Origin of the sequence: Leuconostoc miyukkimchii (assembly GCF_019656055.1) — a bacterium.
GTDB classification, from domain to species: Bacteria; Bacillota; Bacilli; order Lactobacillales; family Lactobacillaceae; genus Leuconostoc; species Leuconostoc miyukkimchii.
In genome coordinates, this window is sequence record NZ_BPKY01000003.1 from 29,307 (window position 1) to 53,746 (window position 24,440).

Sequence of the window (24,440 nt, forward strand, 5' to 3'; positions counted from 1 at the left end):
ACTTATTTATCACCGTTTAACAAAACTGACACAGAATCAACAACCTCACTAAGCCGCATTTCAATGTTTGTATTGCTTGCACGTACTTTAACTTCAACAATTTCTTCACTTGCCTTCTTACCAACTGTGATACGAATTGGCAAGCCAATCAAATCTGCATCAGCAAATTTAACACCAGCACGTTCCTTACGATCATCAACTAACACTTCTAAACCTTGTGCTGTTAATAATTCATTTAATTGTTCCGCCACACGCATTTGATCATCATTTTTTGCGTTAACAGGTACAATATGCACATCAAATGGTGCCACACTTGATGGCCATACTAAGCCGTCTTCATCAGCCTTTTGCTCAACAATTGCGCTAAGTAACCGTGATACACCAATGCCATATGATCCCATTATCATATCCGTTTGACGACCATTTTCATCTAATACTTGCGCGCCCAAGGACTTTGAATAACGCGTACCTAATTTGAAAATATGCCCAATTTCAATACCCGGCGTAAATACCAAGTGCCCCTTACCATCAACAGCTAAATCACCCTCTCGGGCTGTTCGGAAATCATTAATATTTTCTTCCGGTATCACAACATCTCGCTGCCAATTAATATTAAGATAATGTTTGCCGTCTTCGTTAGCTCCAGCAACAAAGTTAACCAAGTCGGCTGCACGTTCATCAACTAGTAAACGCACTTCTTCTGGTAGGCCGACCGGACCAAGTGATCCAAAACCGGCACCAACTATATCACGCACTTGCTTTTCTTCAGCAACTTCAAGCGTATCTGCATGTAAAAAGTTCTGAACCTTAACAGTATTTACTTCAAAATCACCTGTTGTAACAACTGCAACTAATTCTCCATCAGCAATAAACATGATTGTTTTTGCTAGCTTAGATTTTGGTACTGACAACAAAGCTGCTGTATCATCAATTGTTTTTTCATTTGGTGTATCAATTGTCTTCAAAGATTCTAATTGTGTGTTAACATTTTCGCGTTGGTAAAAATCTTTAGCCATTTCTAAGTTAGCAGCATAGTCTGTTGCGTCAGAGTAGGCAATAATATCTTCACCAGCAACCGCTGGTGCTGAAAATTCTTTTGAATCAGAACCGCCCATTGCACCCGCATCACCAACAATTGCACGATAAGACAAACCAATACGATCAAAAATTTTAATATAGGCTGTTTCCATATTATGAAAAGCTTGATCTAGTCCTGCTTGGTCTGCACTAAATGAATATGCATCCTTCATAATAAATTCACGTGTCCGTAATAAACCAAAACGTGGTCGATTTTCATCACGAAACTTTGGTTGAATTTGATAAACTACCAATGGTAACTTCTTATATGATTTAATATCATCAGACAATAATTGTGTAAAAGTTTCTTCATGAGTGGGTCCTAAGATGAAGTCACGATTCTGGCGATTTTTAAACTTATAAAGCGCTGGTCCATATGTTTCATATCGACCAGATTTTTCCCAAAGTTCAGCCGGTAAAATTTCTGGTACTAACATTTCATTTGCATCAATGCTGTCCATCTCTTCACGAATAATACGTTCAATTTTGTTAAGCACACGCTTAGCCAGTGGCAAATATGAAAACATACCCGCAGCAACTGGACGAATGAAACCAGCTTTTAAAAGTAGTTGGTGACTTTTCACTTCGGCATCAGCCGGTACTTCTCTTAAGGTTGGCATAAATAATTTAGATTGTTGCATGAATGATTAGTCCTCAATTTTCTTTTTTTAATTATGTACGGCGCTACGCGCCAGATTAAATCTATTACGATAACCAATTTTAATTATCGTAATAAGTCATTTATCGTTACAGCAATCATCAAAACAAACATAAATGCTGCACCACCAATTGTTACAGCATTTTCAAATGATGCTGGTAATGGTCGACGCAATAGAGCTTCGATAGCGTTTAACACTAGTTTTCCACCATCTAGCGCTGGTATTGGAATCAAATTCATGATACCCAAATTCAATGATAACATAGCCATAAACGCTAAAATGTTTAAGAATCCTGCTTTCGCTACCGTCGATGTTTGCCTTGCAATAGAGACCGGCCCACCGAGCTTATCGAGACTAAAGCCACCAGAAAAAAGGTGGGTTAAGGCATACCATATTCTTTGTATTCCTGCACCAGTTGTTAAGACACCATACTTAATTTTTGATCCAATATCAGTATACGTCTTGTTAGTGATACCTACAAGTGCGTTATTAACACCGTCAACTTTAACAATTTTTGGCACCATCTTAAAACTAAGCGTCTTGTCACCACGTAACACAGAGAATGTTAAAGATTTGTTTTTTGATGTACTAATTGTCGTTGCAACTTGATTCCAAGTTGTCACTTTTTTGTCATTAATGGCAATTATGCGGTCAGCTGACTTCAAACCAGCAACCTCTGCAGGCATATTATTTTGAACAGTGCCGATAATTGGTTCATTTAGTGTCACTCTAGGTAATGCAAAAGCTAGTCCAGAAAATACGACCAATGCCAAAACAAAATTCATAAAGGGACCTGCAATATTTATCAATGCACGTTTATATACTTTAGCACTTTGAATCCAAGAATCTCTCGGTGCTATTTGTACTTCTGTTCCGTTAGTTTCAACAATCGTTGCATCATGATCAACTGTCAAAGTTTTTATTGTTGAATCGTTATCTAAAAATCCAGTTAATACTAAGTCATCTGTTAAATCAAAAGTGTCAACTTGAAATGGCACACCATAAACAGCTTCATCAACACGTGTATCTATTTTTATAATATGATTTTGTTCATTAAAGCTCAGTCGTAATCGCTGTCCGGGATCCAAATCTGATTCTTCATCCAACCCAGCCATGCGTACATAGCCACCGACTGGTAATATACGCAGTGTATAGGCTGTGTTATTGCGGTTCCAGCTGAGTAATTTTGGTCCCATGCCAATGGCAAACTCCCTAACTAGCACACCAGATTTTTTAGCAACAAAAAAATGACCAAATTCATGTACGATTACTAAAATACCGAAAACAAATATAAATGCAATAATTGCGGTTAAATTCATATGTCTTTATCCTAACATGCCTAAAATAGCCATCAATGGCATAACAATGAGCATTGAGTCAAAACGGTCTAATATTCCGCCGTGACCAGGTAATATATTCCCAGAATCCTTTACACCATAGTGACGTTTAAATCCTGATTCGATTAAATCACCAAGTTGTCCAGCTATTGATAATACAATAGCAAATAGCAATAATTCAAAGAAGTTGTAATGAGGTAACCAAGAAAAAATACTAAACAATACAGGAATAGCTACCACAGCAATCAAACTCCCACCAATTGATCCTTCCCAAGTTTTGTTGGGACTTATTTTTGGTGCTAATTTATTTTTACCAATGGCACGACCAACAATGTAGGCCCCCGAGTCCGTTATCCATACAATTAACATACCAAACATAACTGTTGCTAAATTCACACTGGCTGCCTGATAAAAATAATGGAATCCAGTACCAATATAAAGCATAGCAAGCGTCAATGCTCCCGCATCATCAAAATTAAAGCGTCTACGAACAACTATTGTATTAAGTAACATTAAGAAAGCCAAAATATAAAAAACAACATGGGAGCTTTCAATAAATGGTACATTGTGCCAAAAACTATTGGGTAAAATAATTGCAATAACACCTAGAAATGAAATTATGGCCTCTGTTGAAACAAAAAAACTATGTTTCATACGTAAAATTTCACTGACACCAATAACACCCATTATCAACGTCAAAATCAATAAAGGTAATTTAGCAATAATTAGAAGAGGTATAAAAACAATCAAGGCCACAACGGCCGTTATAACACGTGTTTTCATGCGTTAAGGCTCACTTTCGATTTTGTCGTTCAAACCGCCAAATCGACGATCACGTAATGTAAATGACTCAATTGCTTCTACTAAATTTTCAGCTGTATAATCCGGCCATAGTATATCAGTAAAATACAGTTCAGAGTATGCTGACTGGTAGGGCATAAAATTACTTAAACGTAATTCACCTGACGTTCTAATCATCAAGTCAGGCGCTGCCATGCTACCAAGATTTCCAGTTTGTAGTGCCTGTGAGAAAGTCGTTTCATCAATATCATCTGGTAATATCTCACCATTTGCAACTTGCTGAGCTAGCTTTTTTGTGGCTTCAATAATTTCAATTTGTCCACCATAATTCAAAGCAAAGTTTAAAATCATTCCCGTGCCTTGTGCCGTTTGTTTGATTGCATTTTTGACTGATATTTGTGTCGCATCTGGTAGACCTTCAATATCACCCATAACTTGTACTTTGATATTATTTTTAATCAAATCAGGTACGAAATCATTAAAAAAATCAATTGGTAGTTGCATTAAAAAGTTTACTTCATCACTAGGACGTGACCAATTCTCAGTTGAAAAAGTATATAGCGTTAACACTTTAACGCCCAAATCACTAGCTGCTGTTGCAATTTTTTTGACAGTATTCATCGCCGATTTATGACCGGCAACACGTGGCATTAATCGTCGTTTAGCCCAACGACCATTACCATCCATAATAATTGCAATATGATTGGGTATTTTAAGTTGCATCTGTGCAACACTCATATCTGTTTTTGTTTTAAAAAGCGCCAAAGCGGCCCCCTCCTTCATGCACATTGTGCGCAATGATATCTATTATATTTTACCAGAAGTAAGGCTCATGCACAAAAAAACGTAATAAGAATTTACTTATCACGTCTATTCATTATTGTACAGTAACTGATTTTGCTAGATTTCTTGGACGATCAACATCTAATCCGCGATCTAACGTCGCATAATAAGCAATTAATTGTGCAGGGATAACGGTGAGCAATGGCATTAATAGTTCGTCAACATCTGGTAACACATAAGCATCATTTGCCTTTGCAAGAGACTTACTAGCAATGATCACCGTATTGGCTCCTCGTGCTGAAACTTGTGCTATTTCACCACGTACCAATCCAGCAGTTTTTGATTGTGTCACCAAACCTAGAACAGGCGTCCCTTCCTCAATTAATGAAATTGTCCCATGCTTTAATTCGCCTGCTGCAAAACCTTCTGTTTGAATATATGATATTTCTTTAAGTTTCAATGCTGCTTCAACAGCTACTGCTGCATCTAAACCACGACCAATGTAAAAAGCTGATGATTGATTTTTCAATGCTTGTTCTGCAATTATTTTGAATTTATCTTTTTGATCAATAATCACTTGCATCTCAACTGCAGCTTTTGCTAGTTCGTTTTTCAAATCTACTTCACTGTTACCTACCGCATGTGCCAAAATTGCTTCAACAATAATTTGGGCAGTATATGCTTTCGTAGAAGCCACAGCAATTTCTGGTCCTGCTAGCAAAGGTAAAGCAAAAGTAGCTTCACGTGTTAAAGTTGAGTTCATAACATTAGCAATGGTTAATGAAGGATAGCCTTGCTTGACAACGTTATCAAGCACCTCTCGTGAATCCGCTGTTTCACCAGACTGACTTAAAAAGATAAAAAATGGTCGTTGACTCAAGAGTGGTTGATCATACGCAAACTCAGAAGAAATATGAACTTCTGTAGGTATACCGGTCCATTTTTCAAAATAGCGTTTACCCACTAGACCTGCATGGTATGAAGTTCCTGCAGCCACAATATATAATCTATCTGAAGCTTTAATGGCATCAATAATTTCATCATCAATGTTTTGGACATTAGCATCATCGTCAAAATAGTGTTGTGACAAAGTATGAGCTACGATAACCTGTTCGTCAATTTCTTTTAACATATAATATGGATAGACACCCTTATCTGTTTCTGATGCATCGATATCTAAATGAAATGATTCGCGTTCAATTTGCTTGCCCTGAACGTCAAACAAAGTAACTTTTTCTTTATCAATAATGGCTACTTCACCATCCATCAATTCAATAAAATCTTGCGTAATATCAAGCATAGCTGCAGCATCTGATGTCACAACATTTGCTTGATCAGAAACACCAATCAGTAAAGGTGACTTCTTTTTAGCAGCATACATTAAGTCAGGTGTTTCATTATCCATTAACAAGAATCCATAGGCTGAGTTGTCGTCTAATAAAGAAATCATCTTACGTAATGCATCAAATGTTGATAAATTATCTTCTTTAGAAAACTTATCAATCAATTGTACAGCAATTTCTGTATCGGTTTCTGATTGTAATTTAACGCCTTGAAGATAATTATCACGTAGTTCATCGAAGTTTTCAATTACACCATTGTGAACCAAATAAAATCTACCATCTTCTGACATATGAGGATGTGCATTTTCAACTGAAACGCCACCATGCGTAGCCCAGCGTGTATGGGCAATCCCGGCTGTTCCCGTGATATGTTTATTTTCGGTTGCTGCTTTTAGTCTCGAAACACGCCCTTTTTCTCGTACTAAAAAATCACCGTCTTTTCCGCCATTAACGTACACACCAGCTGAATCATAACCACGATACTCTAACTTTTCTAATCCCTTTAGTAAACTTGGCAAGACTTGATTCACACCTGTAGCACCAACAATTCCACACATATAATATATCCTCTTTTTTAAATTGATTAATAGTTGTATATTTAACTAACACTCAATATTTTAAAGTAATAGCAATGATTTGTCAACAATTTTAAAAATTGGTATAGTTACTTTTTACAGTTATTTAAATGCGTGTCGTTCAATTTGCTCACGCTATCAAGCAGTAACTTGTGTTAAACTATTAAAAACTGAAAGCGAGACTTGTTGTGACAAAAAACGTGACATGGCATATCATTAATGCCAAAATTTTAGATGTGTTTAACCTTGAATTTGAAGAAACTGAACTTTGGATTGATCAAACAAAAATTGTTTATCGTGGTAAACGTTCTGATTTTCAAGCAATAAATACTTATGATGCTCAAGGACAATACATTGTTCCTGGATTAATCGATGCGCACGTACACGTTGAAAGTTCTCTCTTAGCACCTAGTGAATTTAGCAAACTTGTCTTGCCTCATGGTATTACACGAATTTTTGCTGATCCACATGAAATTGCAAGCGTTTCCGGTGTTTCTGGTATTCAATACATGTTAGAAGAAGCCCGACAATCACCACTACACATTCATTATATGTTACCTTCGTCAGTACCAGCCACACCGTTTGAGCATGCTGGTGCCACATTACATGCTGATGCACTCAAGCCTTTTTATAGTGTACCTGAAGTCAACGGACTTGCTGAAGTAATGGATTTTCCTGCTGTGTTCAATGAAGATGATGACATGCATCAAAAAATCATTGATGCACAGTCAGCTGGTAAACATGTTGATGGTCATGCATCTGGTTTGTCTCGTCAACAATTGGCCATTTATAGAAAATACGGCATTGATACGGACCATGAAAGTGAGAACGCAGCCCAAGCACTTGAACGTTTAAGTGCTGGTTTTTCCGTTTTTGTCCGTGAAGGCACAGTAGAACGTGACGAAGCTGCTATACTACCAGCAATAAACGCCGCTAATCAATCACATTTCTCATTTGCCACTGATGATAAAACTGCCAATGATATTCAACGTGAAGGTTCAATTGATTTTAACGTTAGGCTAGCCATTCAAAATGGCATGGATCCGGCTATGGCATTTACTCTTAGCAGTTATAACGCAGCGCAAGCACAACATTTACAATATGTTGGTGCCCTGACCGATGGTTTCGTTGCTGATTTAGTTGTTATTGACCAATTAGAAGATTTCACAGTAAAAAGAACAATGATTGATGGCAATTGGTATGTCCAGCCTGAAACAACTGTCACTCCCCTTGCTAATCAATCGCTCAACTTTACTTTGTCTCGGTCAGATATCGCCTTACCAATTAATCCAAATAAGCCAGCTCACGTTATCAGTATTATGCCACATCACATCACAACGCAACACGTTATCGAAAATGTACCAAGTAGCAGTGGCTATTTCACACCAAATGAGTCCTATGCCAAAATTATAGTTGCAGAACGTTATCATAATTTAGGTAATGGAATCGGTATTATCAAGGGCTTTAACCTCAAATCTGGTGCTATTGCATCCACAATTGCTCATGATTCACACAATCTGATTATTGCCGGTACCAATGATGATGATATTATCAAAGCCGCAGATACCTTACGTGAAATAGGTGGTGGTCAGGTCGTTGTGTCTGATGGTCAAATAACCATCTTACCTCTAGCTATCGGTGGTTTGATGTCTGATCAACCGTTTGCTGATGTTATTAAGGCTAATCAACTGTTACAAGATGCGTTCGCTAAAATTAGTGATATCAATTATGATCCCTTTTTGACACTGTCGTTCATGGCTTTACCAGTTATTCCAAGCTTAAAAATAACTGATCAAGGTTTGTTTGACTTCAATAGTTTTTCATTTATTAAGGTACAGGACTAGTTATGAAAACACTCAGCATCTCACCCGAAAAATTATTAACAATATTACTAGGCAAATCAGTTGATTTAGAAATTAATTATTCTGGTTTATTATTATTAGCTGCTGAAAAAAATATAAAGCCTAATCTACCCTCCGAAATGGCTGGCGGTATCGTCTATGTCAATAATAATCAGATGACATTTGTCTCTCTTGTTCATCCATTTAAAATTCCAACGCAATATACTCTCTTTTCAACAGATGATAGTAAAATACATCGAGAGCCTTATAATTGGTTCGGACCACAATCCATCGTTATTGAAAAAAAACTACACGACTTTTCAGATCAATATGATGGGCCGCTAACTGAACAGGGCAACATTCCTAGAAAACTAATTCCAGATAATATTGCCGAACCCGTTATATTATCCGATAATTATTGGCATGACTACACTAAATTCATTACTGATCCAGACGGTAGTTTCGCTAAGCAAATCAAACCACTATTTACTGAAAAATAAAAATACAGGTACTAAGAAACTGCGTTTCTTAGTACCTGTATTTTTTAAATAGCATCTAATTTAATCGTGTTCAACACCAGAACTACCATCACTGATATTGACATGACGTGGCCGTGAACCATCAGCCGGTCCAATATATCCCCCTGCTTCCAAGTCATCAATTAAACGTGCTGCGCGATTATATCCAATTCGAAAACGTCTTTGTAGCAACGAAGTGGATGCTTTTTGTTGCGCCATAATAAATTGGATTGCCTCTTGAAATAACTCATCCTCACTGTCTCCTTGACTCACACCATCACTAGTGTCTTGAGAAATTTCCTCATCAGTCACAGTCATTGACTCGGAGTATTGTGCTTCTTGTTGTGATTTAACAAATTCCACCACGTTGGTAACGTCAGTATTACTGATAAATGCACCCTGAACACGTTGCGTTGGTTTACCAGGTGGCGCAAAAATCATGTCACCTTTACCTAACAGCTTTTCCGCACCATTACTATCCAAAATTGTACGTGAATCAATACCTGAAGCCGTTCTAAAAGCAATTCTTCCAGGAATGTTACTCTTAATTGTACCGTTAATAACCTTTACATCTGGTCTTTGAGTTGCTAAAATCATGTGAATTCCTGCAGCTCGAGCTTTTGCACCTAATCGTGCAATCGACACTTCTATTTCGGAACCTACAGTACTCATCAAATCAGCAAACTCATCAACTATTGCAACAATATAAGGCATTTTTTGCATAATTGAAGCTCCTGTTTCCTTTGCTTCATCATTTTGCTTATCAACGGCTAAGTTGTATTCGCCGATATTACGTTTTCCAAACTGTGCGAGTAGCTTATAGCGATTCTCCATCTCATCAACTACTTTTTGCAAAGACTTAGCAGCCTTTCGAGGATCAGAGACTACCGGTGTTAATAGATGTGGAATGCCATTATAGACTGATAACTCAACCACTTTAGGATCTACCATCATCAGTTTTACTTCGCTTGGTTTTGCCTTTAATATTATAGATATAATAATACCATTTAAGCCAACTGATTTACCTGATCCTGTTGATCCAGCTATAAGCAAATGTGGCATATCAGCTAGATTTGCCATAATAATATTTCCTGTAACATCACGTCCCAATGGCACATTTAATAAGTGCTCATCATCTTTTGGCGCTTGCTCAATCATGTCACGAAAACCTACAATGGATTGCGTATCATTTGGTACCTCAATACCAACATATGGTTTTCCTGGTATGGGTGCCTCAATACGAATTGATTTGGCCGCAAGCGCCAACGCCAAATCATCTGCTAGATTAGCAATACGATTTACCTTAACACCTTGACCTGGTTTGAGTTCATACTGCGTAACAGTAGGTCCAAGAGATACACTCGTGACCTCTGCCTCGACACCAAAGCTCAATAGCGTGTCATGAACTAGTCGCGACTTCTCTGTTAAACTTTTAAATTCTTTTGTTTGGTCAGTTGGCGCAACTCGCGTTAGTAGGTCAATTGTTGGTAGCTGGTAATCTGGATTGTCACTTTCTTGTGTACCAGTAGCTAATTCTATATGTTCATTGTCATTAGTGTCCGTATCACGTTTCTGTTCAGAAGCTGAATGTGTCTCACTAATCGTTTTATCTGTGTTTTTGGTGTCCTCAGTTATAGGACCACCCCATTTAATCTCCGGCTCAACAAAATCATCAACTGTTTGTTGTGTCTCACTCGTAGAGGGCAGTTGATTTTGATCTATCGTTGATTGGTCCGTGTCTGTTTTTTTATGAACTCCCAGTGGATCGTTTCCAAAATCAACGCTGCTCTTTTTTTGTCGATCACGTTTTTTGAAAAGTGGTGTTCTTTCTGTCATATTTGCACGTTTTTCTTGCACATATGCAACACCTTCCTGTGCTCTTTCAATACCTTTTTGAGTTAAATCACGTGCGGGAATACGGAAAAATACGACAACACCACCAAATAGTAAAATTAATGTAAATATCCATGTACCAATATTTGCCATCAACGTAAATAAGATTTGATAAAGTATTGCCCCTAAGGCGCCACCCCCAACAGGTGTATTGGCCGCCTTATTTATAAAGTCCCGTCCGATTAAACGCACAATTTCTTGCGCATAACCATTACCATTTTTAAGTGTATATGTGAAAAAAAGCAACGAAGATATTGTCAGCAACGCAGTAAAAATCATCACGAGGCCAACCAAGAAATGACCTGAAATTTTGGGCAGCTTTTTGAAAATAAAATAATACAGTGCAGCGACAGTTAGAGGAACCAAGCAGCCTAAATACAAATTACCAAAGAAAAAACGAAAGATATTTGCAACGTATACGCCCAATAACCCTAATTTAAATATACCCAATATACCAAATAGTGCGCTCAACAAAATGAGTACGTTTTTGCTAATAATACGATTTGTATTTGTTCTTTTTTGTGATCTAGTTGTACGCCGTTTTTGTGGTGTTTTTCGAGTTGCCAATTTTCTTACCCTTTATAGTTAATTATTTCTTAATACTTTATTTTAACATGAAATTAAAGCAAACGTTTGTTCGTTTTAATTTTTAAACTATCGTTTATAATATAAAAAGCCGCAACCGAAGTTGCGACTTGATATAGCTCGTGAGAGAATCGAACTCTCGATTCCGCCGTGAAAGGGCAGCGTCTTAGCCACTTGACCAACGAGCCATGGTCAGTGATGTTTTCATTACTGAAACAACTATACTATAGTATCAACGATTTAATACATTGTCAACCCTTCAACTTATCTTGCTCATACGTATGGATTGTTTCTAAATTATGAAAATCTTGTTGCCGTAACGCCTCATACAAAACTATCGCAACCGTATTAGATAAGTTTAATGAACGAATATGCTTGTCATTTTGTGGTATACGAATTGCTTTTTCTGGATTCTGGCGCATGAAAATTTCTGGTAATCCTGTTGTTTCTTTACCAAATAAGAAATAATGATCACCTTGTGATTCCGTATAATCTGGCTGTGTATAATCCATGTTTGCAAATTTTGAAACCAAATATAGATGATCTTGTGGTGTTAACGTCGACAGAAAATCCGGTAAACTTGGATGTTTCACTAACTGCACATGCTCCCAATAGTCTAATCCCGCACGCTTAACATGTTTATCATCAAGTTCAAAACCTAGTGGTTCAATTAAATGCAACACTGCATTTGTTCCCGCAGTTGTACGTGCAATATTACCAGTATTTGCTGGCATTAAGGGTTCAAATAATACAATATGGTTTGTCATTTTTGTCTTTCTTCCACTTCATCTTTATAAAAATCAGAGTTATGGCGCCACCAAGTATAGATACGTGTCACGATAACCTTTACAACAGCATAAGTTGGTACTGCTAAAACAATTCCTAACACACCAAAAATATGACCACTACTCAATAATACAACAATGACTGTTACTGGATGAATAGACAGTGCCTCACCCAAAATTTTAGGTGCAATAACATGCCCTTCAATTGGTTGTTCAATTGCCAAAACAATAATTGCTAAGACAAGCAATTTAGGTCCACCAGCTATAAGTGCTACAGCCCAAACAGGTATTTGTGCTAGTATTGATCCAACATATGGAATCATATTAAAGAGTCCAGCCATCAACGCAAGTAGAATACCATATGGTAAACCAATTACAGTAAAACCAATACTAAACATGATGGTAACCGCAAAAGCAACACCTAATTGACCACGAATATATTGAGCGATTTGGTTACTAATGTCTCGTAGCAATTGTTGTATAGAGTGTTTTGCTTGTGGTGGAAATTTTTCAGAAATAAAACCTGAAAATTTGTGACCATCTAGCAACATATAATATAAAATAAATGGCGTTGCTATGGCTGTAACACTGACAGTTGTAATCGTTGATGCAAATGAACTAATGCCTGCTACTCCACTAGTTAAATACGTACGACTCCAGTCAATCACATTTTGGTTAATATTTGTATTTGTATGATTTAAAAACTCACGTACTTGCCTAAATTGGTCAGAACTGAAATTTTCATTAATAAAATTTTGACTTGTGTGCCAGTAACTTGGCCAATTATCAATAAATGTGATCACTTGCTCACGTAACACAAGTACAACGACAGTTAAAATCCCAGCTGCTATAGCAAAGAGTAGTACTAATATGATTCCTATTGACAAACCACGTGGTAATCGCGTATATTTACTGACTAAATTAACGACCGGGCTAAGCAAGTAATACAATACTCCTGCAATTAAAATCGGTGCCCCCACAGCCGTAAATAATGCTCGGACCGGTTCAAATACAAACCGTATCTGCCAGCCTAAGAATATAATTAGCAAAATCATTAATATGACAATCAATCCATGTAGTATATTATTACCTGAAAACCATCGACTATACCATGATTTTTGTTCTTTATCTCTTATCATGAAACCCTCCAGTTATTATTTATAAATCCAAATCAATGCGAGATGTGACTATAGAAATAAGTTATTGCTTCTATATTAACATATTCAAGCCACTCATCGTTTAGGTTATTTAGTTAATTCAACTATGAATACTGCTGAAATTAATTAAATATGATAATATTAAAGTAACTTATATTTTTAGAAAGATGCCCTCATGTCAACCACTGCAACTGCCCATACAAATATCGCCCTGATTAAATATTGGGGAAAAAAAGATACTCGTTTAAACCTACCAACAACTAGTTCACTGTCATTGACGCTTAAACAATTTTACACAGTGACCACTGTAACGCCTAATGCTCTGGCTGATCAATTAATTTTGAATGGTGAAGAATCAGATACAACTAGAACACACCAATTTTTAGATGTTTTACGTGGTCAACTGGGCCATTTTAGCCCATTAACTGTGACGTCAGAGAATCATGTTCCTACTAGTGCTGGACTTGCATCTTCTGCCTCAGCATTTGCGGCATTAACCGGCGCTGTCACACGTGAAATTGGCTGTGATTTGAATAAAGTAGCACTGTCACGGCTTGCTCGTCGTGGTTCAGGCTCAGCTTCACGTTCTTTTTATGGTCATTTTGCTGTTTGGCATGAAGGAGTAGATGATGTTACTTCATTTTCTGAAAGCTTGAACGCCCCTGACATGCCAATTGCCCTTGTCGTTGCTGAAGTTTCTTCTCGTGTTAAAAAGGTTAGTTCCAGCGAAGGTATGCGACGTGCACTTACCTCACCAAACTATCATGATTGGTTAACTAAGAGTAAACTACAATTTCAAGATATGCAGTCAGCTGTTATGGCTACGGACATAGAAAAAATTGGTAGCATTGCAGAAGATAATGCCTTAAGTATGCATGCACTTAATCTAACGGCCAGTCAAAAACCTTTCACGTATTTTACTAGTGAAACACAACAAATATTGGCCATTGTGCAAGATCTACGTCAACAAGGAATTTTAGCTTTTGCTACAATAGATGCTGGACCAAATGTTAAAATTATTACGACAATAACAACTGCACCAATTGTTACAGCTGCACTACATGATGCACTGCCACACATTCATATAGAAACCGCCACAAGCGGATCAGGTATAAATTATGACTAAGGTTTTCATCCCGGGTAAACTTTTTTTGGCTGGTGAATATGCGATTACAAATCCAGGCAATACAGCAATCATCGCTGCAACAGCAACTGGTTTAACCATTGAAATTAACAGCACAGACACCATATCAACAAGTACTTCAAATACACTTTCTCAGCAATGGCAATTTCAAATTAACCATATAGAAAATCAATATGTGGACGACTGGCGTTATGTACGTGCTGCCATCAAATTACTAAAAACATATATTGATTTCAATCATGCCAAAATTAGTTTGAATGAAGTTAACATTACCATTACTAGCGAATTAAATAGTAAGTTTGGTAAAATCGGGCTCGGTTCTTCTGCTGCTGTTGTTGTTGGTATAATTGAAGCCCTAGATACACACTTTCAACTTAACTTACCTATTTTGACACGCTTTAAACTAGCCAGTATAGCTCATCTGCATGTGCAACAAAATGGTTCTTTAGGTGATATTGCAGCGATTACATATGGCGGTGTTATTGCATATCAAAGTCCAGATTTATCATCATTTTTGCAAACCAAAAATGATTGGTTAAATCCTGAAATTATCGACGCAAAATGGCCAAAACTATCTGTTATACCCTTACCTTGGCCGACACATTGGCAATTATTATTAGGTGCAACACATGAATCTGCTGACACAAAATCTGCAATTGCCAATATCAATTTAGCCAAGAAATTTTTATCTGAAAGTCAAAATATTGTTCAAAATATTATTACCACTGTTTTAGATAATAACTATGCTAATTTTTCCAAAGCATTACGTGCGAATCAACTTTTACTTAATAATAACTTACCTGCGGGTTATCTTACACCAAAGCTTACATTGTTACTTGAAAGTTTAAAAGATGTTGCTGGCAAAGTTAGTGGCGCTGGTTTTGGAGATAATGGCTTTGCTGTATTTCGCGACAATGCTGATAAAATCATCACTACTTGGACAACACATCACATTGATGCACAAGTAATCATGATTTCACCACAAAAACGAGGTTAACTATGAGTGAATCTAATCAGGCGCATCGCAAAGATGAACATTTATCACTTGGTGTCAATCTCTGGCGCCAATCACAACGATTGCAGGTTGGTGCCACGTTTGATGATATACGTTGGTTACCAACGACTTTCCCAGAAATGTCAGTCTCAGATGTTGACGTTAGCACTAATATTTTGGGCCATGATTTTAAATGGCCTTTTTACATTGAAGCAATGACTGGTGGTTCTAATTTAACCGGTCGCATCAATGGCGAATTAGCGCAAGTTGCACAAAAAACAGATTTAGCAATGGCGGTAGGTTCACAATCAATTGCTTTAAAAGAACCTGATGCCGTATCTTCTTTTAAAATCGCACGGCAAAACCATCCCGATGGTTTTTTAATCGCAAATCTTGGCGCTGATCATCCTATTGAAAATGTTAGAGATGCAATTGATATGATTGATGCAAATGCAATCGAAATGCATGTTAATGTGGCACAAGAGTTAGTCATGTCTGAGGGTGATCGCGATTTTTATTGGCTAGATAACCTTGCAACTGTTATTGCTAAGTCGCCTGTCCCAGTTATTATCAAAGAAGTTGGATTTGGCATGAGTACCAGATCTGTTGAAATCATTAAAAAGCTTAATCCAAGTGCGATAAATATTGGTGGTGCTAACGGTACTAATTTTGCTATTATTGAACGTCGTCGCAACCGGCAACCTGACACTTTTAATCTTGATCAATATGGCTTATCAACTGTTGAAAGTTTATTATCAGCACAATTGACTTCTAATAATACGCCAATTGTCGCAACTGGTGGCATTCAAACTGCCAATGATATCGTCACAAGTATCATGCTAGGTGCAACACTAACATCTAGTGCTGGTTTTATGCTAGAGACATTGATGGACAAAGGTCAAAACGCACTTATCCAACAAATAAATGATTGGCAACATGCACTGCCACGTCTATTTACACTGCTCGGATCAAAAAATATCAAGGCCTTACAGCAAGCTGAACGTTTATATTCACCAAGCTTATATAATTTTATACAACAAAATGAAAACGCGACTCGTTAAAAGTCGCGTTTTCATTTGTAGTTGACACCTATTTAATTAAATCTAACTTATCAAAGTCAATAACAGCAATAACTGGTAAGTTACGGAAAAAATTATTGTAATCCATTCCATACCCTACTAAAAATTCATCTGGCACATCTAATCCAAAATAATCAACTTCAAAATCAACAACGCGTGCTGTTTTCTTATCCGCCAACGCCACTGTTGTTACACTAGATGCGCCTTTGAGTTCAAAATAATTATTCAACCACTGCATTGTTCGACCAGAATCAATAATTTCATCCACAATCACAACATCGCGATCAGTTAAATCCATGCTAACATCGTGCACAACTTTCACTTGCCCAGTTGATGCCTTTCCCGAATAACTTTTGACATCAATAAAATCAAAATCAACATCAAGTGGCATTTTACGTAACAAGTCAGTCGCAAAAATCACGCCACCTTTGAGCACAGCAATAAATATTGGACGCTGACTGCAGTTTTCAAATTTATCCGTTAACTCATTAGCAACCCGCTGTACTTGCGCCTGAATATCAGTTTCTGTTGCCAAAACTGTTTTAATAGCAGGATGGTTAATTAATGATCTCATGACAAGCCAACTCTCTTAAAAATTTCATCCACATGGCGCAGATGATAGTGGTAATCAAATGCTTCATCAATTTGTTCCTTGGATAAATTAGATGTAATCGTTTTATCGGCATCAACCAAATCACGGAACATCAAACGTTCGTCCCATGAACGCGCCGTTAGAGGTTGGACAGTATCATATGCTTGTTCTCGTGACAAACCAGCATCAATCAAGCTCAGTAACAATCGTTGAGAATAAATTAAGCCATATGTTCTATCCATATTTTGTCGCATAGTATCTGGAAATACACCTAGGTTATCCAAAATACTTGTGTGTCGTTGTAGCATATAATCGATAAGCGCAGTTGCATCAGCTAAAATAATACGTTCGGCAGAAGAATGTGAGATATCACGTTCATGCCACAAAGTCACATTTTCTAAGGCAGTAACAGCGTAACCACGCAAAACACGGGCTAATCCAGTAATGTTTTCATCTCCAATTGGATTTCGTTTGTGTGGCATTGCCGAAGAACCTTTTTGACCCTTAGCAAAGCCCTCTTCAACCTCATGAATTTCAGAACGTTGCAACGAGCGTATTTCTGTCGCTAATTCTTCCATTTGCGTACCAATGAGAGCAATTGTTTGAATATAATCCGCATGCAAGTCACGAGGTAATACTTGTGACCCTATTGGTTGCGGCGTTAAACCAAGTTCTTTCATTGCAACAGCTTCAACATGTGGTGGTACATTAGCAAATGTACCTACAGCACCAGATAATTTCCCAGTTTCAACCTCTGCTGCAACACGATCAAATCGCTCAATCGCACGTGTTGCTGAAGCATAGAAACGTGCCATTTTTAACCCAAAAGTTGTTGGTTCTGCGTGTACACCATGTGTACGTCCCATCATCACTGTATCTTTGTACTCTAAAGCTAGTTTCTTAATTGCTTCACGCCATTCCTGCAAATCTTGTTTAATAATTAGATTAGCTTGGCGAAGACGCAATGCTTGTGCTGTATCCACAACATCTGTTGACGTCAAACCATAATGAATCCATTTTCGCTCATCACCGAGTGATTCTGATACATTCCGAGTAAAAGCAACAACATCATGACGCGTTGACAGTTCAATTTCTGCAATACGTTTTGGATCAAATGTGGCATGGTCACGAATTTTTTCAAGATCGTCTGCTGGAATATGACCAGCAGCTACCCAACCAGCATCAACGGCAATTTCAACATCGAGCCAAGTTTGGTATTGATTTTGCATTGACCAAATGTCACGGAGTTCCTGACGAGAATATCGTTCTATCATTTTTTCAGTTCCTTTATGTCTATGTTCTATCTTTCAATATAATTGTACCAGTTAATTGGTGATTTGCGTTCGCAATTTTATAAGTTTTATCTCACAATAAAGAGATATTGTTCGTTTATTAGCTATAAAAGATCGTCTTAAAAAAACAAATCCGAACGTTAAGTATGTAAGCGTTTTACTTAATTAATGTTTGTTTTGAATTGACAACACTTATCGAGATTAAAAAAGCAATTGTATATAACACAGCAATCGCAACAAAGACCACACTGTAATGCATACCTAATCCGTGAACAATAAAACTGGCTAATTGATTCCCAGATAATCCAGCTGCTGCCCAAGCTGTCAAGGCGATGCCATGAATTTTTGAAATAGCCTGCATACCAAATCGATCTGCCAATAGTGGTGGTAGTGCTGAGAATCCACCACCATAACCAGCATTAATGAGGAAAAAAGCTAGTACAGTAATTATTGGTAATACAATCGAATGATCCGGCATTAAATATGCGACAAGTGAAATGAGTAATGACATAATAAATATAACGCGATAAATTGTATTACGATCTTTTAACCGATCCGAAAAGCTAGCGAATCCGATACGTCCAGCAGCATTAAAAAATGCATCAATACTGACAATGATTGTAATCGTAGCAACTGAAAATACAGCAACACCCTCGCTATTTGTTAAAGACATTAAAATATCTTTTTCTTGGGAAATAATTGCTAAGCCCGCCGTAATATTAAGGTAAAACATCAACCAAATACCAATAAAGTTAGGATTTTTGATGAGCACTACTGGATTAAATCTGCTTTTAAGCGGTTTTTCTTGCCAGTCGCTTGGCTTTTGAATCAAAACAGAACCGATCAACATCATAATGGCAAATACCCCACCCAAAATGACAAACATCTGCCATAAACCAAATTGTGCTTGTAGATAAATCATAATCGGCGAAAAAATCATTTTTGCTAAGCCAAAACCAGCTACGGCTAAACCAGTTCCAAGGCCTTTATTATCTTTAAACCACAACATTAAATTTTTTACAGGCGTTAAGTAGCCAATTCCTAGTCCAATCCCCATAATTACACCATAGAATATATAAATGCCAAGTAGTGATTTTTGCTGGATACTTATTCCCGTACCAATCATACCAACAACAAAAAACAATGTGGACACTAAGGCCGCTTTTTTTATATCGCGTTCTACGAAGTGCCCTAATGCTGCAGCTGACAGTCCCAAAAATAATATTGCAATTGAAAATGCCCATTCTGTGTTTGGCACTGTCGTACCAATATCATCTGCAATTGCTTGTTTGAAAACGCTCCAAGCATAAACAGTGCCAATACTTCCATGAATCAATAAGGCCGGTAAAGCAGCTCTCACCCATTTATTTTCCATGCTAATTTCCCATCTTGTAATTTCAACTATTTATTTTTAAAGTGACACTATAAAACATCTAAATTAACACTTATCTAAAAGAGCGTTCTTAAGATAATCTTTTTTCTGGTTGATAATGAATGGGCAACCATTCAAGCACCCGTTCGATTTTTTTATCCCAATAATACCATTCATGCTCACCCGGACTGGTTTCAAAGGTCACATCATATCCAAGTGTCTTAATGTTGGCAATAGCGTGTTGATTATTCTCAAATAAATAATCCTGCTCACCAATCCAAGCATAAAGTTTGGGCAATAAATTTTGTTCTTCTTTTTGTTTTTTGGCTAACGCAAGAATATCATTTTCAGAGCCCTTAAAATTTGACAAGTTACCAAATATGCCACGCCAATAGTCACTATTTTGCCAATCATCGCGACCAGGAAAATTCAAATCGCCAATTAACGCACCAGATAATGAGGCAGCATAACTAAATTGCTGGCTAGCAAATGCCATTTTAAAAGCACCATAACCACCCATCGACAAACCCGCAACAAAATTCTTATCACGTTTTTTTGAAATTTGTGGGAAAAGTGTTGCTACCTTTTGAGGCAATTCATCAATTAAGGCGTCAAAATATGCCATGCCATACTGTGTATTGGTATACCAAGCCAAATCGGTAGATGGCATGACAATAGCTAAGGGTGTTTGTCGTATTAACCGCTCGATACTAGTTCGTCTTTGCCAAACCGCTTGATCTCCTGACATGCCATGCAATAAATATAAGACTGGGACGTCTTGTAAATCAGCCACTGTCCAATCTGGATTATGATCAGATAATTCTGGCAAAATAACATTCATCACACGGTCCATTCCCAGAACTTCAGAATAATAGTTCACCTGTAAAAAAGCCATACTCACTCCTCTCACATATATCAATACTTATCAAATTTTTTTGAACCATTACTTTTAGTCTTTGCCTAAAAAAGACCTGTAATGACCCCATCTTCATCGATATCAATATCTAATGCTGCCGGATGCTTCGGTAATCCAGGCATCGTTAAAATTGAACCAGTCATAGCCACAAGAAAACCTGCACCTAGTTTAGGTACGAATTCTCGAACGTGAATGGTGAAATCTTTTGGTGCCGCTAATTTTTTAGCATCATCAGACAATGAATACTGCGTCTTAGCCATAATGATTGGTAACTTATCCCAGCCACGTTGTTTAAACTCTTCTAATTGCTTTTGAGCTAACGCAGATAACACAACATGTGCACCACCATAAATTGTTTGAACAATAGCATTGAGTTTATCAATCGCTGAATCCTCATTTTTATATAATGGTGTGAAATCTGATTGCTGAGCTGTTTTTTCAATCACTGCAGCGGCTAGTTCTTTAGCACCAGCACCGCCTTTTGCCCAAACTTCAGTCGTGTAGGCTTCTGAACCAAACTGCTCAACATAATCTTTAATGGTTTGCAGTTCAGCTTCTGTGTCAGCGGTAAATCGATTGATAGCCACAACGACAGGTACACCGTAGCGCCCCATTGCACTCAAATGTTGTCCAAGATTTTCTAAACCAACTTTTAATGCAGTCACATTTTCTTCATTCAAATCAGTTAGCGCAACCCCACCATGATGTTTTAATGCACGAATCGTTGCTACAACAACAATTGTATCAGGTGTTTTTCCAAGTAATGGTACCTTAATATCTAAAAACTTTTCTCCACCTAAATCAGCACCAAAACCAGCTTCTGTTACAGCATAATCAGCCAATTGTAGGGCAGTTCTTGTTGCCAAAATAGAGTTTGTTCCTTGAGCAATATTAGCAAACGGTCCACCATGAATAATGGCTGGTGTATGCGCCAATGTTTGAACAAGATTAGGCTTAATGGCATCTTTAAGTAAAACAGTCAATGCACCAGCAACTCCTAAATCTTTGACGGTCACTGGTGACTTAGAATAAGTGTAACCAACAACAATACGTTCAACGCGTGATTTCAAGTCCATCAAATCAGTCGATAACGTTAAAATAGCCATCAATTCAGAAGCAACCGTAATATCAAAACCATCTTCACGCGGTACACCAGAAGTTGGTCCGCCCATACCAATATTAACGTGGCGTAATGCACGATCGTTAATATCTAAAACCCGTTTCCATAAAATACGACGCGGATCAATATTTAAAGGATTTCCTTGCTGTAAACTATTATCTAAAACAGCAGCTAGTGTATCATGTGCTGACGTCAAAGCGTGAAAATCACCCGTAAAATGTAAATTAATATCTGCCATTGGGACAACTTGTGAATACCCGCCCCCAGTAGCACCACCCTTCATGCCCATAACTGGTCCCAAAGAAGGTTCTCTCAGAGCAATCATTGTCTTTTTGCCTGCCAATTGCAAAGCATCAGCCAAACCAACTGTTACCGTAGATTTACCCTCACCAGCTGGTGTTGGATTGATTGATGTGACAAGAATTAATTTCCCTAATTCTTGTTTACGATTAACTGATGGATCAAGCTTAATTTTAGCTTTGTCATAACCATAGGGTTCAATTTCTTGTCTTTGTAGTCCTGCTTTTGCTGCGATTTCAGTAATTGGTTTAACATGAGCAGCTTGCGCAATTTCAATATCTGTTTGCATTGTGATCCTTCCCTATTTTCTAAATATGTTAGTTGATACTTAAAATAATTTTATCAATAAAAATTAATAGAACTACTAACTATTTTCATGTTGTACTGCTTGATATGCAATATCATGGCGATATTGTAGTGCCGTATCTAAGTTTTCTATTGTACGATAGACACGCTTTTGTGCCAAAGTTGCATTCACATCATGAGCCACAATCGTGACAACACGACCACCATTTGCCTTACCAGATTTCACTCCTGCATAATTGATTGTTAGTGGTGATACATCAGTGATAGTTGGTACGATTGCGCCCTTCTTTGGATTTCCTGGATACCCTGCTGCTGCTAACACAACACCAACATAAACATACTTTTTTTGCCAACTTGGATGAATTTGATTGCCGGCCAATAGCTGAGTAACTAACTCATAAAAGTCTCCTGTATACTGAGGTAATACAACTTGAGCTTCTGGATCACCAAAACGTACGTTAAATTCAATTACTTTTGGTCCCTCTTTGGTCAACATGACACCTGTATATAAAACACCAGTAAACGGTGTGCCCTCTTGTGCCATAGCATCAATTGTGGGCAGCACAAGTTCAGAAATAGCACGCGCTTTAATCTCCTCACTAAGCCAATTAACAGGGCTATAGGCGCCCATGCCGCCGGTATTGGGCCCTTTATCTTCATCATAACGACGTTTATGGTCCTGCGCTAATGGCGCGTGTGTTACCACACCATTTTTACCAACGAGAGAGAAAATTGAAAATTCAACACCATCAAGGTATTCTTCAATCACCAAAGTTGCGTTTGCATCCTGAACATACAAATCATTTAGATAGTTCTTCGCCTCTAATTCGTTCGTTAATATAGTGACGCCTTTTCCCAGCGCCAAACCATCTAATTTAAAAACAATTGGCAAACCAAATTTTTGTAAAACCGCCATTGCCGTATCAAGCGAATTGACTGTTACCGATTGTGCTGTAGGAATTGCATATTTTTGTAAAAGATTTTTTGTAAAAGACTTCGATCCTTCTAATTGAGCGGCAACTTTAGATGGACCAAAAATACTTATGCCAGAGGATTGGAACAAATCAACAATACCTAGAGTTAGAGGTTCTTCGTTACCGACAAATGTTAAATCGACAGCTTCCAATAATGCAAGATCACGTAATCCTATTAAATCTGTTACTGCAATAGACTCACGTCTTAATCCAGGATCTGTCATGCCATCATTTCCAGGTGCAACAATGACCGTATCTACCGCTTCACTGCGTAAAAATGTCTGAGCTAATGTATGTTCTCGAGCCCCAGAACCGATGACCAATACTTTTTTCATTATGACCTCTAAACTGTTTATTTTATGTTATACCTTAGTTTAGCAGATTACTTTTATTTTTTGTTCGTTAATAAATTATTTTTTTCTCACAATTATTAAGAATGTTCGTGAAAAACGAACGTTATTAATATATTCAGACTCTTAAACGAACGTTTGGAATGTATGCGGTTACAACCACGTTATGACTTGCTCCCCTTTTTCTGGATCTCCTAGAGCTAATTCACTGATTTTTTCCTCATCAAATACTGGTAACATCTCTAAAAACGTATGTGGTGTTTTCATATTTTTCAATGATTCACGTGTCGTCCAAAATATATCGCCCTCTGTACTGGCATGAATTTCACCACGGAATTTTGTTGCTTTGAACAACATTACAATATAGCGAGCATCTCCGTCTAGTGCCCATTCCTTGATGCCAACTAGGCGCGGATTTTCTATCATTAAACCTGTCTCTTCTTTTGCCTCACGGATGGCACTATTTACAACAGTTTCACCAGGTTCAATATGTCCACCCGGAAACGTTACACCGGGCCAACTTGGATTGTGACGATCTTGCACTAAGATTTCACGAGTATTTGGATTTTCAATCATAATCATATTTGTCAGTTCAATTGGTGTTGTTCGTGCCATTTTTAACCCTCTGTGAGAAATTATAGCATAGA

At 37.5% G+C, this 24,440-nt stretch carries 20 protein-coding genes and 1 tRNA gene; 5 read left to right on the forward strand and 16 right to left on the reverse strand.

Annotated elements, in window-relative coordinates:
* Positions 1-2: 2 nt before the first annotated feature.
* From K5Q13_RS03490 to glmS, 5 genes are all read right to left on the reverse strand, one after another.
* Positions 3-1,718 carry a proline--tRNA ligase gene (locus tag K5Q13_RS03490; RefSeq protein WP_220739979.1) on the reverse strand — a complete coding sequence of 572 codons (1,716 nt, stop codon included), beginning with the start codon at positions 1,716-1,718 and terminating at the stop codon, positions 3-5.
* Between the two features lie 83 nt (positions 1,719-1,801).
* Positions 1,802-3,055 (reverse strand): RIP metalloprotease RseP, encoded by a 1,254-nt coding sequence (gene rseP / locus K5Q13_RS03495; RefSeq protein ID WP_220739982.1) that lies wholly within the window; start codon positions 3,053-3,055, stop codon positions 1,802-1,804.
* A 6-nt stretch (positions 3,056-3,061) separates the two neighbouring features.
* Positions 3,062-3,856, reverse strand: a complete 795-nt coding sequence (locus K5Q13_RS03500; protein ID WP_220739984.1) for a phosphatidate cytidylyltransferase — start codon at positions 3,854-3,856, stop codon at positions 3,062-3,064.
* A 3-nt stretch (positions 3,857-3,859) separates the two neighbouring features.
* On the reverse strand, positions 3,860-4,639 hold the full coding sequence (uppS, locus tag K5Q13_RS03505) for an undecaprenyl pyrophosphate synthase (RefSeq protein WP_220739986.1): 780 nt from the start codon (positions 4,637-4,639) through the stop codon (positions 3,860-3,862).
* A gap of 112 nt (positions 4,640-4,751) precedes the next feature.
* Positions 4,752-6,557, reverse strand: a complete 1,806-nt coding sequence (glmS, locus tag K5Q13_RS03510; RefSeq protein WP_220739988.1) for a glutamine--fructose-6-phosphate transaminase (isomerizing) — start codon at positions 6,555-6,557, stop codon at positions 4,752-4,754.
* Positions 6,558-6,763: 206 nt separating this feature from the next.
* Between glmS and ade the strand changes: the two genes are divergently transcribed.
* On the forward strand, positions 6,764-8,419 hold the full coding sequence (ade, locus tag K5Q13_RS03515; RefSeq protein WP_220739990.1) for an adenine deaminase: 1,656 nt from the start codon (positions 6,764-6,766) through the stop codon (positions 8,417-8,419).
* A 2-nt stretch (positions 8,420-8,421) separates the two neighbouring features.
* Positions 8,422-8,916 (forward strand): hypothetical protein, encoded by a 495-nt coding sequence (locus K5Q13_RS03520; protein WP_220739992.1) that lies wholly within the window; start codon positions 8,422-8,424, stop codon positions 8,914-8,916.
* A gap of 60 nt (positions 8,917-8,976) precedes the next feature.
* Here K5Q13_RS03520 and K5Q13_RS03525 read toward each other — a convergent pair whose 3' ends face one another.
* The 4 genes from K5Q13_RS03525 to K5Q13_RS03540 all read right to left on the reverse strand — a co-directional run bounded on the left by K5Q13_RS03525 (position 8,977) and on the right by K5Q13_RS03540 (position 13,336).
* On the reverse strand, positions 8,977-11,394 hold the full coding sequence (locus K5Q13_RS03525) for an FtsK/SpoIIIE family DNA translocase (protein ID WP_220739994.1): 2,418 nt from the start codon (positions 11,392-11,394) through the stop codon (positions 8,977-8,979).
* Positions 11,395-11,528: 134 nt separating this feature from the next.
* A tRNA-Glu gene (locus tag K5Q13_RS03530) sits at positions 11,529-11,600 on the reverse strand.
* Between the two features lie 63 nt (positions 11,601-11,663).
* Positions 11,664-12,179 (reverse strand): tRNA (cytidine(34)-2'-O)-methyltransferase, encoded by a 516-nt coding sequence (locus tag K5Q13_RS03535; RefSeq protein ID WP_220739996.1) that lies wholly within the window; start codon positions 12,177-12,179, stop codon positions 11,664-11,666.
* Positions 12,176-13,336, reverse strand: a complete 1,161-nt coding sequence (locus K5Q13_RS03540) for an AI-2E family transporter (RefSeq protein WP_220739998.1) — start codon at positions 13,334-13,336, stop codon at positions 12,176-12,178. The genes K5Q13_RS03535 and K5Q13_RS03540 overlap by 4 nt, the downstream gene beginning before the upstream one ends.
* 193 nt (positions 13,337-13,529) lie before the next feature.
* Between K5Q13_RS03540 and mvaD the strand changes: the two genes are divergently transcribed.
* From mvaD to fni, 3 genes are read left to right on the forward strand one after another with little or no spacing between them, the layout of a single operon-like run.
* Positions 13,530-14,480, forward strand: coding sequence for a diphosphomevalonate decarboxylase (mvaD, locus tag K5Q13_RS03545; RefSeq protein WP_220740000.1), 951 nt, complete (start codon positions 13,530-13,532; stop codon positions 14,478-14,480).
* Positions 14,473-15,495: a phosphomevalonate kinase gene (locus tag K5Q13_RS03550; protein ID WP_220740003.1), complete on the forward strand. Its 1,023-nt coding sequence runs from the start codon at positions 14,473-14,475 to the stop codon at positions 15,493-15,495. The genes mvaD and K5Q13_RS03550 overlap by 8 nt, the downstream gene beginning before the upstream one ends.
* 2 nt (positions 15,496-15,497) lie before the next feature.
* Positions 15,498-16,553, forward strand: coding sequence for a type 2 isopentenyl-diphosphate Delta-isomerase (gene fni, locus K5Q13_RS03555; RefSeq protein WP_220740005.1), 1,056 nt, complete (start codon positions 15,498-15,500; stop codon positions 16,551-16,553).
* A gap of 28 nt (positions 16,554-16,581) precedes the next feature.
* Here fni and hpt read toward each other — a convergent pair whose 3' ends face one another.
* From hpt to K5Q13_RS03590, 7 genes are all read right to left on the reverse strand, one after another.
* Positions 16,582-17,145, reverse strand: a complete 564-nt coding sequence (gene hpt, locus K5Q13_RS03560) for a hypoxanthine phosphoribosyltransferase (RefSeq protein WP_220740007.1) — start codon at positions 17,143-17,145, stop codon at positions 16,582-16,584.
* Entirely contained in the window at positions 17,142-18,437 is a 1,296-nt protein-coding gene (purB, locus tag K5Q13_RS03565) for an adenylosuccinate lyase (RefSeq protein WP_220740009.1), read from the reverse strand. The genes hpt and purB overlap by 4 nt, the downstream gene beginning before the upstream one ends.
* A 175-nt stretch (positions 18,438-18,612) precedes the next feature.
* Complete coding sequence (locus tag K5Q13_RS03570; protein WP_220740011.1) at positions 18,613-19,830, reverse strand: OFA family MFS transporter; 1,218 nt, start codon at positions 19,828-19,830, stop codon at positions 18,613-18,615.
* 88 nt (positions 19,831-19,918) lie between these two features.
* Positions 19,919-20,722, reverse strand: a complete 804-nt coding sequence (locus tag K5Q13_RS03575; RefSeq protein WP_220740013.1) for an alpha/beta hydrolase — start codon at positions 20,720-20,722, stop codon at positions 19,919-19,921.
* A gap of 65 nt (positions 20,723-20,787) precedes the next feature.
* Positions 20,788-22,452 (reverse strand): formate--tetrahydrofolate ligase, encoded by a 1,665-nt coding sequence (locus tag K5Q13_RS03580; RefSeq protein WP_220740015.1) that lies wholly within the window; start codon positions 22,450-22,452, stop codon positions 20,788-20,790.
* A 75-nt stretch (positions 22,453-22,527) separates the two neighbouring features.
* Entirely contained in the window at positions 22,528-23,778 is a 1,251-nt protein-coding gene (gene purD, locus K5Q13_RS03585) for a phosphoribosylamine--glycine ligase (RefSeq protein ID WP_220740017.1), read from the reverse strand.
* Between the two features lie 168 nt (positions 23,779-23,946).
* The gene (locus K5Q13_RS03590; RefSeq protein ID WP_220740019.1) at positions 23,947-24,408 is read right to left on the reverse strand and encodes an 8-oxo-dGTP diphosphatase; all 462 of its coding nucleotides are present in this window, start codon (positions 24,406-24,408) and stop codon (positions 23,947-23,949) included.
* Positions 24,409-24,440 lie beyond the last annotated feature (32 nt).